Origin of the sequence: Pseudomonas sp. MF6767, assembly GCF_016405475.1 — a bacterium.
Classification (GTDB): Bacteria; Pseudomonadota; Gammaproteobacteria; order Pseudomonadales; family Pseudomonadaceae; genus Aquipseudomonas; species Aquipseudomonas paracarnis.
In genome coordinates this window covers 330,193-344,374 of record NZ_JAEKCY010000002.1, presented here as the reverse complement: position 1 = coordinate 344,374, position 14,182 = coordinate 330,193, and the positions used below count along the sequence as shown (strand labels likewise).

Below are 14,182 nucleotides of genomic sequence, written 5' to 3'. Positions count from 1 at the left end.
GACTCGCCTGCGTGGGTGTCGACCCCTTGTATCAGTGGGTTTTGCCGGGCATATCAATACCCAGCTGGTTCACGCGTCGGTACAGGGTTGCCCTTGAAATCCCCAGGGCCTGTGCCGCAGGTGAGGGTTTCCAGCGATGGCGAATCAACGCATCCAGAACCATTTGACGCTCGGGGCTGGCGCTCTGTTCGGCCAGCCCTTGAGGCTGCTCGCCCCGGATATCAATCGGCAAATCCGCCACTTGCAGCGTAGTCCCTTCGCACACCGCACAGGCGTACGCCAGCACATGCCGCAGTTGCCGCACATTGCCCGGCCACGCATAACCCAGCAGCAATTGCAGTGCGGCCTGGCCGATGCCCAACGACACGCCACTGTTACGCGCCTCTTGCTCCAACAGCCGATTGATCAGGGCCAGCTTATCGGTGCGTTCGCGCAACGGTGGCAGGCAGAAACGCGCACAACCCAGGCGAAAGTACAGGTCTTCACGGAATCGGCCCGCGCTGACCAGCGCCGCCAAATCGCGGTGGCTGGCGCAGATCACCTGAATGTTCACCACGCGGGTTTTCGCTGCGCCCAACGGCGCGACTTCACCCTCGGCCAGCACCCTCAGCAACCGTGTCTGCAACGCCAGCGGCATATCGCCGATTTCGTCGAGGAACAACGTACCGCCGTCGGCTTTCAGTAGCAGCCCGCTCATGCCTTTGCTGGACGCTCCGGTGAAGGCGCCGGGCGAATAGCCGAACAGCTCGCTTTCAATCAGGCTTTCGGGAATCGCCGCGCAGTTCACCGCCACAAACGGCCCGTCCCGGCGCGTGCTGTGCTCATGCAACTGGCGGGCGAAGACTTCTTTGCCGACGCCGGTTTCACCTTGCACCAGCACGGGCAGGTTGCGGTCCTTGACCCGCGCAGCCAAGCGCAGGTGCTCCTGGATCCGCGGGTCGACTTGAGTCTCTGGCAGCGCCCGAACCGAGGGGCGTCGGGGTGCATTGACCCTCACGTGTACCGCGTCGGGCTTGCCCAGCCAGTGCAACTGCCGGGTTGACTGATCAGTGGCTGCACGCAATGCATCCACATCGAACACTTCGCCGATATGCTCAGGCAGCTGGCCAAAGCGCAAGCGCAGGGCTTGACGCGCCTTGCTGTTCAAGGCGTGCAGACGTCCGTCCTGGTCCCAGGCCAGCAGCAGGTCGGGTTGGCTGTCGACAAAGCCTGGAGTGCTATGGGCTTGTAACACCCAGTGCTGCCGGGCGCTGTGCATGAAAAAAGCGTTTTCGATGGCCTGGGCGCTCTGCGCCACCATCTGCCGTATCAGGTGCTGGCTGCCGCGGTCATCCGGCGACTTGAGCGCCGAGACATCCAGCACACCCAACAGGTGGCCCTGCGGGTCGAAGATGGGCGCAGCCGAACACGTCAGGCCGATAAACGCTGCGCGAAAGTGATCACGCTTGTGCACCGTCACCGCTGTTTTACTGGTCAGCACCGTGGCCACGCCGCAGGTGCCTTCCTCGGCTTCCGACCAGCAGGTGCCCAGGTAAAGACCGGCCTTGCGGCAGTCGGTGCGAATGTTCGCATCGACACGGTGATCAATGGTCTGGCCCTGGGCGTCGGTGAGCATCACGCAGTAGTCGGCATGGCGCACGCGATGGTGCAACTGTGCGACTTCTTCGCCGGCGATGCGCATGAACAGCTCGGCGCGCTCGCGGCATTCCTTGAGCAAGGGTTCGCTGAGGATACGTGGACCTTGCAGGGAGCCGGGGTCCAGGCGGTGTTGCTCCATGGACCGCCGCCACGAATCGAAGATCAGCGACGGCACGGGCGCCTGGGGCAGGCGCTCGGCATTGCGGACCACGCGACTGACACAGTCGACATGCTCCCTGGAGTTCATGGCGAGCATAAAGCCTCCGGTTCTCAAGCTTTGTTGTTATGCGCGTCATTAAGCGCGCATGTGCGCCGACGGACAAGGGCACCCTGACCAACGCCTGCATTGAGACGCTGCGTCTCATGCCGCTGAGACTCAAGGGTCGAACTGCGTGGTTGCGTCTCACATTTAGTCGACCACTTGCCTGGGCATCGCTGTGTGGCACGGCTCTGGATCAAGGCTTTGCCAGGTTTTCTCGACGGTTGGCACAAGCTGTGCTGAACAGCTTGGCACTGGCCGCAGCCAGTTTTTTGTGCGTCGAGACAACCTGGAGAACAACAAGATGTCCACCCACCTGTGCACCGATCAGTTACTGCATGCCTACACCGTGATGCGCACCATCCGCGATTTCGAAGAACGCCTGCATGTGGAGTTCGCCACCGGCGAGATCCCCGGTTTCGTTCACCTGTATGCCGGCCAGGAAGCCTGCGCCGCTGGCGTCATGGCGCACCTCAATGACGATGATTGCATCGCGTCCAACCACCGCGGCCACGGACACTGCATCGCCAAGGGCGTCGACGTGTTCGGCATGATGGCCGAAATCTATGGCAAGAAAACCGGCGTGTGCGGCGGCAAGGGCGGCTCCATGCACATCGCCGACCAAGAGAAAGGCATGCTCGGCGCCAACGGCATTGTCGGTGCCGGCGCACCGTTGGCCGCGGGGGCGGCGCTGGCTGCCAAGCTCAAGGGGTGCCAGGGCGTGGCAGTGGCATTTTTTGGCGACGGTGGCTCCAACGAAGGTGCCGTGTTCGAAGCGATGAACCTGGCGTCGATCATGCAGCTGCCGTGTCTGTTTGTCGCCGAAAACAACGGTTATGCCGAGGCCACTGGCGCCGGTTGGTCGGTGGCCTGCAAAGACATCGCCGAGCGCGCCGCCGGGTTTGGTATGCCGGGGGTGATCGTCGACGGCAATGATTTTTTCGCGGTGCATGAAGCGCTCGGCGTTGCTGTGGAGCGGGCGCGCCAAGGCGACGGGCCAACGCTGGTCGAGGTCAAGCTCAGCCGTTTCTATGGGCACTTCGAGGGCGATGCGCAAACCTATCGCGGCGCTGACGAAGTGAAAAACCTGCGTGAAAACGCCGATTGCCTGGCCTTGTTCCGTCAGCGCTGCCATGCCGAAGGCTGGCTGGATGCAGCGCAGTTCGAGCGCATCGACGGTGAAGTGGCGCAATTGATCGAAGACGCCGTACGCCTGGCCAAAACCGATCCCAAGCCCCAGGCCGCCGACCTGCTAAGCGACGTTTACGTGGCCTACCGCTGATACCAACCCTATAAAAACAAGACGTGGAGAGAATCTAATGGCTCGTAAAATCAGCTATCAGCAGGCGATCAATGAGGCCTTGGCTCAAGAGATGGGCCGTGACCAGAGCGTATTCATCATCGGTCAGGATGTGGCCGGTGGCACCGGTTCCCCCGGTGAGCAGGACGCATGGGGCGGCGTGCTCGGCGTGACCAAGGGCTTGCACCCGCAATTTCCCGGGCGCGTGCTGGACGCACCGTTGTCTGAGGTCGGCTACGTGGGCATGGCGGTGGGCGCCGCTACCCGTGGCATGCGCCCAGTGTGCGAATTGATGTTCGTCGACTTCATCGGCTGCTGCCTGGACCAGTTGCTCAACCAGGCTGCCAAGTTCCGCTATATGTTCGGTGGCAAAACCACTACACCGCTGGTGATCCGTGCCATGTACGGCGCCGGTTTGCGGGCGGCTGCCCAGCATTCGCAAATGCTCACCTCCATGTGGACGCATATCCCCGGCCTCAAGGTGGTATGCCCGGCCACGCCCTACGACGCCAAGGGCATGTTGATCCAGGCAATCCGCGACAATGACCCGGTGATTTTCCTGGAGCACAAAATGCTCTACGGCATGCAGGGCGACGTACCGCAAGAGCTGTACACGGTCCCGTTTGGCGAAGCCAACTTTGTGCGTGAGGGCAAGGATGTGACGCTGGTGACCTACGGCCGCATGCTGCATATCGCCCTGGAGGCTGCGGCCAACCTGGCGCGTCAAGGCATTGATTGTGAAGTGCTGGACCTGCGCACCACCAGCCCGCTGGATGAAGACAGCATCCTTGAAAGCGTCGAGAAAACCGGGCGCCTGGTGGTGATCGACGAATCCAACCCGCGCTGCTCGGTCGCCACCGACATCAGTGCCCTGGTGGCCCAGCGGGGGTTCGCTTTCCTGCGCGCTCCCATCGAGATGGTCACCGCGCCGCACACCCCGGTGCCGTTTTCCGATGCTCTGGAAGACCTGTACATCCCCAACGCCGCGAAGATCGAGGCCGCCGTGATGAAGATCGCCGACAAGAGGACTTCCGCATGATTCATACCCTGACCATGCCCAAATGGGGCCTGTCGATGACCGAGGGTCGCATCGATGTCTGGCTCAAACAACCCGGCGACCGAGTGGAAAAGGGCGAGGAAGTGCTGGACGTGGAGACCGACAAGATCTCCAGCAGTGTCGAGGCGCCTTTTAGCGGCGTGCTGCGTCGGGTACTGGCGCTCAGTGATGAAACCCTGCCGGTGGGCGCTCTACTGGGAATTGTGGTGGAGGGCGAGGCGACAGAGGCTGAAATCGATAGCGTGATCGAACGCTTCAACGCCGGGTTCGTCTCCAGTGCCGCCGAAGCCGAAGAGGCCGGCCCCAGCGCACAAAAAGTCGAGGTAGGCGGGCGCTTGCTGCGTTATCTGGACATGGGCGAGGGCGGCACGCCGCTGGTGTTGGTGCACGGCTTCGGGGGCGATCTGAACAACTGGCTGTTCAATCAACCGGCCCTGGCCGCCGAACGCCGGGTGATTGCCCTGGACCTGCCGGGGCACGGGGAGTCGGGCAAGTCTCTGCAAACGGGAGACGCTGCCGAACTCAGTCATGCCGTACTGGCATTGCTCGACCACCTGGCGCTCGACCGTGTGCATTTGGCCGGCCACTCCATGGGTGGGCTGGTGACCCTCACCGTCGCCAGCCTGGCGCCTGCACGTATCGCCTCCATCACCTTGATCGCCAGCGCCGGTCTGGGTGCCGATATCAACGGCGATTACCTGCGAGGTTTTGTCGAAGCCAACAACCGTAACGCGCTCAAGCCGCCATTGACTCAACTGTTCAGTAACCCTGCGCTGGTGACGCGGCAGATGCTGGAGGACATGCTCAAATTCAAGCGCCTGGAAGGGGTGGATCAAGCGTTGCGCCAGCTCGATCACAGGCTGTTCGATGGCGGGCGGCAGATGCTGGATCTTCGCAGCGAGGTGGGCCGCCAGCCGAGCCTGGTGATCTGGGGCAGTGACGACGCGATCATCCCGGCAAGTCACGCCCAAGGGCTGCAGGCTCAGGTGCATGTATTGCCGGGGCAGGGGCATATGGTGCAGCTGGAGGCGGCGGAGCAGGTCAATCAACTGATCTCCACTTTTTTGAACGCGCAGCCCTGATTGAGGTTCAAGGGAGGGACGGTTTGGTCTGTCCCTCCCACAAGGTCAAGCGTGTTTTTTCAGCTGGAGCGTTTCAGGGTTTCGCTGGGCAGCTCCTGAAAAAGCGCCCGGTAGCTGTTTGAAAACCGCCCCAAATGCCAGAACGACCAATTCATCGCGACCTCGGCCACCGTGGTGTCGGTCGTGCTCAGCAACTCCCGCCGCGCCCCGTTCAACCGACGCAACCTTAACCACTGCGCCGGGCTCATCCCCGTGTAGGTCTTGAACCCTTGCTGCAATTGGCGCAACGGCACACCCGCAATCTGCGCCAGTTCCAACAGGTTGGCGGTTTCATCCGGTGCATCCGCCGCCCATTCGCCGATGCGCGCCATCAATTGGCGTTCTTCATTGCGCTTTTGCAATGAACTGCCGTCCAGGCACACGCAGGCGTTATCGAGGATAAACAGGCAGTCGTCGAGCAGTTGCTGGGTGAGGGCATCGCGGCTGATGGGGTCGGTCAGTGCCGACAGGCGCGTAAGGGTGCCGCTCAGCCAGCGAGTGAACAGCGCATTTTGCCGACAGGTCAGCGGTGCCATGAACAAGCCTTCGAGTTTGGCTATATCCAGGCCCTGGCGCTGGACGAACTGCGGGCCGAACACCACTGCCACTTCGCGGTAGTTTACCGGGGTGATCCAGGTGTTGCGGCTTTCGCCATTGAGCAGGTACAGCGCGTTGTCACTGGCGTCGAAACAAAACGCCAGGGCGCCGGCAGGTGCGTTGAAATGCTGCTCCACCCGGGTGTTCATGCACTCTTCGTACACCTGCACCCCGTGCAGGTCGAGGTAGCGCACCCGCCCGGCAAAATGCCCGGGGGACATCTGCTGGTACTGCTGCACCCAGCCGGGTGTCGCACTGCATTGGGCGGCCACATCGCCGGTGGCGAAGGCCTGTACGCGCAAAGCGGTTGCCTGTGTCATGGTGATCCGTGCGCACTCTATTGGTGCGTTGTGCCGCGTGCAAAGTGGATAGATGCCGTTTCAAGGCTGGCCCAAGATAGACCTCAATGCGCTGGGAGTACAAGCCGGCGTCGCATCCCACCCAAGACGAGGTCCTTATGAACGCCCCCTTCGATCAGCTGTCCACCTGGCTGAAAGAACACAAGATTACCGAAGTCGAATGCGTGATCAGTGACTTGACTGGCATCGCACGCGGCAAGATCGCACCCACCAACAAGTTCCTGCATGAGCGAGGCATGCGCCTGCCGGAAAGTGTGTTGCTGCAAACGGTAACCGGGGACTTTGTCGACGACGATATCTATTACGACCTGCTGGACCCGGCCGATATCGACATGATCTGCCGCCCGGTCGCCAACGCCACTTACGTGGTGCCGTGGGCCATCGAACCCACCGCCATCGTGATCCACGACACCTTCGACAAACAGGGCAACCCCATCGAACTGTCGCCGCGCAATGTGTTGAAGAAAGTCCTGCAGCTCTACACCGACCAAGGCTGGCAGCCGATTGTCGCGCCGGAAATGGAGTTCTACCTGACCCAGCGCTGCGAAGATCCGGACCTGCCGTTGAAAACTCCCATCGGCCGCTCGGGCCGTGCCGAAACCGGGCGCCAGTCGTTCTCGATCGATGCCGCCAACGAATTCGACCCGCTGTTCGAAGATGTCTATGACTGGTGCGAAGCCCAGGGCCTGGACCTGGATACGCTGATCCACGAAGACGGCCCCGCGCAGATGGAAATCAACTTCCGTCATGGCGACGCCCTGGACCTGGCCGACCAGATCACGGTGTTCAAGCGCACCTTGCGCGAGGCCGCGCTCAAGCACAACGTGGCCGCCACCTTTATGGCCAAGCCGGTGGCCGACGAACCCGGCAGTGCCATGCACCTGCACCAGAGCGTGGTGGAGATTGCCACCGGCAAACCGGTGTTCGTCGATGCCGACGGCAACATGAGCCCGTTGTTCCTGCATCACATCGGCGGCTTGCAGAAGTACATCCCCAAGCTGTTGCCGATGTTCGCGCCCAATGTGAACTCGTTCCGCCGCTTCCTGCCCGATACCTCGGCGCCGGTCAACGTCGAATGGGGCGAAGAGAACCGCACCGTCGGCTTGCGCGTGCCCACTTCCAGCCCGGAGGCGATGCGCGTGGAAAACCGCCTGCCGGGCGCCGATGCCAATCCTTACCTGGCGATTGCTGCCAGCTTGTTGTGTGGCTACCTGGGCATGATCGAGCACATCGAACCCAGTGCCCCGGTGGAAGGCCGCGCCTATGAACGCCGCAACCTGCGCCTGCCGTTCACCCTCGAAGATGCGCTGGCGCGCATGGAGGATTGCGACACGGTCAAGCAGTACCTGGGGGAGAAGTTCGTGCGCGGCTATGTCGCGGTCAAGCGTGCCGAGCATGAGAATTTCAAGCGGGTGATCAGTTCGTGGGAGCGTGAGTTCCTGCTGTTGAGCGTCTGAAAACAAGCATAAGAGGGGTGACGATATGCGTCTTGTGAACAAGCTTCTTCCACTGGCCCTGGTCGCGGCGTTCAGCAGTGCCGGCCAGGCGGCGCCGACGGTGAGTGTCTACAACTGGACCGATTACATTGGCGAGACCACCTTGGCGGACTTCCAGGCCAAGACCGGCATCAAGGTGATCTACGATGTGTTCGACTCCAACGAAACCCTGGAGGGCAAGTTGCTGGCCGGGCGCACCGGGTATGACGTGGTGGTGCCGTCCAACCATTTCCTGGCACGCCAGGTGAAGGCCGGTGCGTTTCTCAAGCTTGACCGTGCGCAGTTGCCCAACTTCAAAAACCTGGACCCCAAGCTGCTGAAGTTACTGGAACAGAACGACCCCGGTAATGCGCACTCGGTGCCATACCTGTGGGGCACCAATGGCATTGGCTACAACGTCGACAAGGTCAAGCAAGTGCTGGGTATCGACCGCATCGATTCGTGGGCGGTGCTGTTTGAACCGGAAAATATCAAGAAGCTGCATGAGTGCGGCGTGGCCTTCCTCGATTCAGCGGATGAGCTGTTCCCGGCGATCCTCAACTACATGGGCAAGGACCCACGCAGCGAGAATGCCGAGGACTACAAGCAGGCCGAAGCCAAGCTGCTGACGCTGCGGCCGTACATCACCTATTTCCACTCTTCCAAGTACATCTCGGATCTGGCCAACGGCAATATCTGCGTGGCCTTCGGTTATTCCGGCGACGTGTTCCAGGCCGCCAACCGCGCCAAGGAAGCCAAGAACGGGGTGAACATTGCGTACTCGATCCCCAAGGAAGGCTCCAACCTGTGGTTCGACCTGTTGGCGATTCCGGCCGATGCGAGCAACCCTAAAGAAGCCCATGCGTTCATCAACGACCTGCTTGAGCCTGAGGTGATTGCCAAGGTCAGCACCTCGGTGGGCTATGCCAACGCCAACCCGGCCGCCAAGCCGTTCATGCCTGCGGAGCTGGTGAACAATCCTGAGGTGTACCCGCCCCAGGACGTACTCGACAAACTCTATATCTCCACCACGCCTACGCCGGCGACCATGCGCGTGATGACCCGCGCCTGGAGCAAAGTGAAGTCCAACCGATGATGCAGTCCAATGAACATGCCCCGTCCTATTACCGCGCTTCGGCGAATGCCATGGTGCAGCGGCCCGCACTTGAGGCAGACCTGAGCGCCGATGTGTGTGTGATCGGCGGCGGTTTCACCGGGGTCAACACCGCCATTGAACTGGCCCAGCGCGGGCTTTCGGTGGTGCTGCTGGAAGCGCGCTGCATCGGTTGGGGCGCAAGCGGGCGCAACGGTGGGCAATTGATCCGTGGCATTGGCCATGATGTCTCCGGGTTCGCCAAATACGTGGGCGAGGAGGGCGTGCGCTATATGGAGCGGGCCGGTATCGACTCGGTTGCCCTGGTGGGCCAGCGCATTGCCGAGCACGGCATCGACTGTGACCTGCGCTGGGGCTTTTGCGAACTCGCCAATACTCCGGCGCAGTTCGCGGCGTTCAAGGGCGAACAGGCGCACCTGGCGGCCGTGGGGTATGCCCATGAAACGCGGCTGGTCGGCCCACAAGACATGGCACAGGTGGTGGGCTCTGCTATGTATGCCGGCGGCCTGGTCGACATGGGTTCCGGGCATCTGCACCCGCTCAACCTGATATTGGGTGAAGCGCAGGCGGCTGAGGCCCTCGGGGTGCGTATCTTTGAGCACAGCCCGGTGCTGGAACTGATCCATGGCGAAACGGTGCGGGTGCGCTGCACAGGCGGAAGCGTGCGCGCAGCCAACCTGGTGCTGGCATGCAATGCCCATCTTGAAGAGCTGGAGCCGCGCTTGAGCGGCAAGGTACTGCCGGCGGGAAGCTACATCATCGCCACCGAGCCTCTGCCTGAGCCCGTGGCCCAGCAGTTGATCCCACAGAACCTGGCGCTGTGCGACCAGAAAGTCGGCCTGGATTACTACCGGCTGACCGCCGACCGGCGTCTGTTGTTCGGTGGCGCCTGCCACTACTCGGGGCGCGACCCCCAGGACATCGCCGCGTACATGCGCCCGAAAATGCTCAAGGTGTTCCCGCAGTTGGCCAACACGGCTATCGAATTCCAGTGGGGCGGCAAGATCGGCATTACTGCCAACCGTTTTCCCCAGGTCGGGCGCCTCAAGCAGTACCCCAACGTGTTCTATGCGCAAGGCTATTCCGGTCACGGCTTGAACGTGACGCACTGGTGCGCACGGTTGCTGGCCGAAGGGATACACGCGGGTGCAAGCCAGGGCCTGGATATTTTCAGCCAGGTGCCGCACATGACCTTTCCCGGTGGCAAGGCGCTGCGCTCGCCACTGCTGGCGTTGGGGATGTTGTGGTATCGGTTGCGCGAAGCACTCTGATTGATCGTTCCCACGCTCTGCGTGGGAACGCCGCCGCGGACGCTCCGCGTCCCGCCGTTTAGTGACGCGGAGCGTCATGGGATGCATTCCCACGCGGAGCGTGGGAACGATCACCGGAGCGTGGGAACGATCAGTCGGTCAGCACTTTGCGAAAGGTTTCCACCAACGGCCTCAAGTTGACGCGGTGCCAGGCCGCCCACAGCGGTGTGGTGTAGGCCAGCCACGGCAGTTCGCGCAATACCACGCCCGGTGGAGCGTTGCGGCTCAGGCCCTTTTGCACCATCGCCACCCCTAGCTCCGACGCGACCAGGCCCAATGCAGTAAAGGGCTCGCTGGCCTCCATGGGGATCTGCGGGGTGAAACCGGCGCGGATACAGGCGGCGACGAAATCATCGGCCGGGTTGGCGCCAGGTTTGCGCTGCACGCCGATCCATTGTTGGTCGGCCAGGTGTTCGGGCAACAGTTCAGGGTGTTGAACCAGCGGATGCTGTTCGGGCAGGGCCAGCAGCATCGGGTCATCGAGGACTTGCCAGGCGGTCAGGTCCGGGTCGTCGGCGGCAGGTGGTTCGCCCACCAGGGCGATGTCCAGGCTGCGTTGGCGCAAACCTTCGAGTTGTTCCAGGGAGGGCAGGTTATACAGCTTGATATGCACGGCGGGCCGGTCGTCGCGCAGTATGCGCAAGGCATTGGGCAAGACACCGGCGTGCATGGCGTTCTCGATATAACCGATGCACAAACCGCCTTCTTCACCACGGCCCAGGCGCTTGCCCAGGGACTCCAGGCGGTTGGCGTGGGTCAGCAGGGCCTTGGTTTCGGCCAGGAAAGTCTGGCCGTCGCGGGTCAGGCGGATACGCTGCTGGCTGCGTTCGAACAGGCTAAGGCCCAGGCGCTCCTCGAGTTGGGCGATCTGCCGACTCAGGGGCGATTGGGAAATGTGCAAGCGCTCGGCGGCGCGGCCGACGTGTTCTTCTTCGGCCACCACTTCGAAGTAGCGCAACTGGCGTAGATCAATCATGTAAGACCTGCAAGGACTCAAGTTGGTCGCAGTATGTCTTGGACGGTCTGATCTGCGCAATCTAGCCTCTGCTCAACGGTCACAGCGACCTCGCACCGATTGAGGAACCACCATGAGCTTGAAAGACACACTGCCCGGCGTACTGGGCTTTGGCACCGCCCCCTTGGGCAATATGTTTCGCGCTATCCCCGAAGAAGAAGCCCAGGCCACCGTCGAGGCCGCCTGGAGCCACGGCGTGCGTTACTTCGATACCGCGCCGTTCTACGGCTCGGGCCTGTCGGAAATCCGCTTGGGCCAGGCCCTGTCCAACTATCACCGCGATGACTACGTGCTCAGCACCAAGGTTGGCCGGGTAATTCTCGATGAAGTCGAAGAAACCGCCCGTGACCTTGGGGAAAAAAGCGGCGTATTCGAACACGGCCGGCCCAATAAAATAATCAATGACTACAGCGCCGACGCCACCCTGCGCTCCATTGAAGACAGCCTGACACGCCTGCAAACCGATCGCCTGGACATCGTGTGGGTTCACGACATCGCCCAGGATTTTTACGGCGACCAATGGCTGGAATACTTCAACCAGGCCCGCACTGGTGCCTTCAAAGTACTCACCCGTTTGCGCGAGCAAGGAGTGATCAAGGCCTGGGGGCTGGGCGTCAATCGTGTCGAGCCTTGCGAGTTGACCCTGGACCTGGCCGAAGCCCAGCCCGACGGCTTTCTGCTGGCGGGTCGCTATACGCTGCTGGACCACGACCGCGCCTTGCAGCGCCTGATGGACGCGGCCCACGCCCTGCAGGTGGAGATCGTCGTCGGTGGCCCGTACAGCTCCGGCATCCTCGCTGGCGGTGCGCATTTTGAATACCAGCAAGCCAGCCCGGCGATCATTGCCAAGGTCGAGCAGATCAAGGCAATTGCCCAGACGTTTGGCGTCAGTATCAAGGCCGCTGCGCTACAGTTCTCACTGGCGCATCCGGCGGTGGCGGCGGTGATTCCCGGTGCCAGTCGTCCGGGGCGGATTGCCGAAGACGTCGCGGCGTTGTCTGAGCAGATTCCAGCAGCCTTCTGGCAAGCGTTGCGCGGGGCCCGCTTGATCTCGGACCGTGCACCTTTGCCTCTCTCACGTTAAGGAGCTTGAGCATGAAGATTGATGTAAGCGGCAAAGTGGCTATTGTCAGCGGCAGCACCGCCGGTATCGGCCTGGGCATCAGCCAGGCCCTGGCGCAATCCGGCGCCACGGTGGTGGTGATCGGGCGTGATGCAGGCAAGGTGGACGACGCCTTGGCGAGCATTCGCCAGGCGATTCCCGCTGCTCAACTGCGTGGTTTAGTGGCCGACCTCGGGACCGTTGAAGGCGCACAGAAACTCTTCGCCGCCGAACCCCGCGCCGACATTCTGGTCAACAACCTGGGCATCTTCGACGCGGTGGATTTCTTCGACGCGCCGGACAGTGAGTGGGCGCGCTTCTATGAGGTCAATGTGATCTCCGGCGTGCGCCTGGCGCGGCATTATGTGCCGGGTATGGTCGAGCAGGGCTGGGGTCGGGTGATCTTCGTGTCGTCGGAATCTGGCGTGGCGACGCCGGCTGACATGATCAACTACGGAGTGACCAAAAGCGCCAACCTGGCGGTGTCCCACGGAGTGGCCAAGCGCCTGGCGGGTACTGGGGTGACGGTGAATGCTATCTTGCCGGGGCCGACCTTTACCGATGGCCTGGAACACATGCTCAAGGACGCCACGGCCGAATCCGGGCGCAGTGCCCGAGACGAAGCAGATGTGTTTGTGCGCCATGCGCGGCCCACCTCGATCATCCAGCGTGCGGCCAATGTGGATGAAGTGGCGAACCTGGTGGCGTACATTGCTTCACCGCTGTCTTCGGCGACGACCGGTGCCGCGCTGCGGGTCGACGGTGGCGTTGTCGACAGCATGGCAATCTGATTTTTCCTGACTGGAGTATTGATTGTGGCAACAGCTTCTTCTGTGATTGAAATTGCGGTATCGGCCGACCAGGTCTGGCAACTGATTAGCGGCTTCAACAGCCTGCCCGACTGGCTGCCTTTTATTGCCAAGAGCGAGCCGAGCGAGGGTGGCCGTGTGCGTCACCTGACCGCCGCTGACGGCGGCACGATTGTCGAGCGCTTACAGACTTTCGACAACGTTGCGCGCACCTACAGCTACACCATTGAAGCGTCGCCGTTTCCGGTGAGTGCTTACCTGTCGACCTTGCAGGTGGAAGCGTTGACGGAGACCTCGGCGAAAGTGACCTGGTCCGGCGTGTTCACGCCGGCAGCGGGCACCACCGATGCGCAAGTCGAGGAATTGTTTGCCGGTATTTACGAAGGCGGGCTTGAGGCGCTGCGCGGTAACTTCTAAAGATTGTGGCGAGGGAGCTTGCTCCCGCTGGACTGCGTAGCAGTCCCACAAAGAGCGGGGCCGCTTCGCGCCCCAGCGGGAGCAAGCTCCCTCGCCACAGGTGGGGTTTAGCCTATATGGAGCAAGGCTGCCGCGACAGCCTCTGCCGGCGTCATCTGCGCCGTATCCAGCCTGAACGGTGGTACCTCCCAGCGTTCATACTCATGCACCTGTACCGATTCCCAGGTCGGTGGCACCAGCCCCGGAATATCGCCCACACGCCCTTCGACTCGGCGCCGATGCGCCTGCTGATCGGTACACACTACCTCGATATTGATCAGTGCCACGCCGGCCGCTGTCGCCACCGCTTGCCAGGCATCGCGGCTTTCCTTCACCGGGTTCACACAATCGGCGATTACCCGCTGTCCCAGGCGCAGGTTACTCAGCGCCAGCGCATTCGCCACACCGTAGCCACTGGCCCCCACATCGCCCGCCAACACCGCAGCCTCCCGCAGCGCCTGCTCAATCACATCAATACGCAGGTAAACCGCGCCCAACTGTCGCGCCAGCTCCCTGGCAATCGTGGTCTTGCCACTGCCAGGCAAGCCGCTGAATACAATAAGCATGACC

13 protein-coding genes are annotated in these 14,182 nt (G+C 62.0%); 9 read left to right on the top strand and 4 right to left on the bottom strand.

Going from position 1 to position 14,182, the window contains the following annotated elements:
- Positions 1 to 31 precede the first annotated feature (31 nt).
- Positions 32 to 1,894 carry a sigma-54-dependent Fis family transcriptional regulator gene (locus JFT58_RS04850; RefSeq protein WP_054896573.1) on the bottom strand — a complete coding sequence of 621 codons (1,863 nt, stop codon included), beginning with the start codon at positions 1,892 to 1,894 and terminating at the stop codon, positions 32 to 34.
- Between the two features lie 307 nt (positions 1,895 to 2,201).
- On the opposite strand from JFT58_RS04850, the gene JFT58_RS04845 reads away from it, so the two are divergent.
- From JFT58_RS04845 to JFT58_RS04835, 3 genes are read left to right on the top strand one after another with little or no spacing between them, the layout of a single operon-like run.
- Positions 2,202 to 3,179 (top strand): thiamine pyrophosphate-dependent dehydrogenase E1 component subunit alpha, encoded by a 978-nt coding sequence (locus JFT58_RS04845; RefSeq protein WP_054896572.1) that lies wholly within the window; start codon positions 2,202 to 2,204, stop codon positions 3,177 to 3,179.
- A 37-nt stretch (positions 3,180 to 3,216) separates the two neighbouring features.
- Positions 3,217 to 4,236 (top strand): alpha-ketoacid dehydrogenase subunit beta, encoded by a 1,020-nt coding sequence (locus tag JFT58_RS04840; protein ID WP_054896571.1) that lies wholly within the window; start codon positions 3,217 to 3,219, stop codon positions 4,234 to 4,236.
- Complete coding sequence (locus tag JFT58_RS04835; protein WP_054896570.1) at positions 4,233 to 5,336, top strand: acetoin dehydrogenase dihydrolipoyllysine-residue acetyltransferase subunit; 1,104 nt, start codon at positions 4,233 to 4,235, stop codon at positions 5,334 to 5,336. The genes JFT58_RS04840 and JFT58_RS04835 overlap by 4 nt, the downstream gene beginning before the upstream one ends.
- Before the next feature lie 59 nt (positions 5,337 to 5,395).
- Here the strand turns inward: JFT58_RS04835 and JFT58_RS04830 are convergent, their stop codons facing one another.
- A complete protein-coding gene (locus JFT58_RS04830; protein ID WP_057977162.1) occupies positions 5,396 to 6,292 on the bottom strand; it encodes a helix-turn-helix domain-containing protein in 897 nt (298 codons plus the stop codon).
- Positions 6,293 to 6,429: 137 nt separating this feature from the next.
- Between JFT58_RS04830 and JFT58_RS04825 the strand changes: the two genes are divergently transcribed.
- Genes JFT58_RS04825 through JFT58_RS04815 form a run of 3 tightly spaced genes read left to right on the top strand, consistent with a single transcriptional unit; the run spans position 6,430 to position 10,191 of the window.
- Positions 6,430 to 7,788 (top strand): glutamine synthetase family protein, encoded by a 1,359-nt coding sequence (locus JFT58_RS04825; protein ID WP_014718136.1) that lies wholly within the window; start codon positions 6,430 to 6,432, stop codon positions 7,786 to 7,788.
- 25 nt (positions 7,789 to 7,813) lie between these two features.
- On the top strand, positions 7,814 to 8,902 hold the full coding sequence (locus JFT58_RS04820) for a polyamine ABC transporter substrate-binding protein (protein ID WP_054896568.1): 1,089 nt from the start codon (positions 7,814 to 7,816) through the stop codon (positions 8,900 to 8,902).
- Positions 8,899 to 10,191, top strand: coding sequence for an NAD(P)/FAD-dependent oxidoreductase (locus JFT58_RS04815; protein WP_054896567.1), 1,293 nt, complete (start codon positions 8,899 to 8,901; stop codon positions 10,189 to 10,191). Before JFT58_RS04820 ends, JFT58_RS04815 begins: the two co-directional genes overlap by 4 nt.
- A gap of 130 nt (positions 10,192 to 10,321) precedes the next feature.
- On the opposite strand, the gene JFT58_RS04810 is transcribed toward JFT58_RS04815, so the two are convergent.
- Positions 10,322 to 11,206 (bottom strand): LysR substrate-binding domain-containing protein, encoded by an 885-nt coding sequence (locus JFT58_RS04810; protein WP_054896566.1) that lies wholly within the window; start codon positions 11,204 to 11,206, stop codon positions 10,322 to 10,324.
- Between the two features lie 112 nt (positions 11,207 to 11,318).
- On the opposite strand from JFT58_RS04810, the gene JFT58_RS04805 reads away from it, so the two are divergent.
- From JFT58_RS04805 to JFT58_RS04795, 3 genes are read left to right on the top strand one after another with little or no spacing between them, the layout of a single operon-like run.
- The gene (locus JFT58_RS04805; protein WP_054896565.1) at positions 11,319 to 12,329 is read left to right on the top strand and encodes an aldo/keto reductase; all 1,011 of its coding nucleotides are present in this window, start codon (positions 11,319 to 11,321) and stop codon (positions 12,327 to 12,329) included.
- Between the two features lie 11 nt (positions 12,330 to 12,340).
- Entirely contained in the window at positions 12,341 to 13,138 is a 798-nt protein-coding gene (locus tag JFT58_RS04800; protein ID WP_054896564.1) for an SDR family NAD(P)-dependent oxidoreductase, read from the top strand.
- Positions 13,139 to 13,162: 24 nt separating this feature from the next.
- The gene (locus JFT58_RS04795; protein WP_198834303.1) at positions 13,163 to 13,573 is read left to right on the top strand and encodes an SRPBCC family protein; all 411 of its coding nucleotides are present in this window, start codon (positions 13,163 to 13,165) and stop codon (positions 13,571 to 13,573) included.
- A 107-nt stretch (positions 13,574 to 13,680) separates the two neighbouring features.
- Here JFT58_RS04795 and JFT58_RS04790 read toward each other — a convergent pair whose 3' ends face one another.
- A complete protein-coding gene (locus JFT58_RS04790) occupies positions 13,681 to 14,178 on the bottom strand; it encodes an AAA family ATPase (RefSeq protein ID WP_034125769.1) in 498 nt (165 codons plus the stop codon).
- Positions 14,179 to 14,182 lie beyond the last annotated feature (4 nt).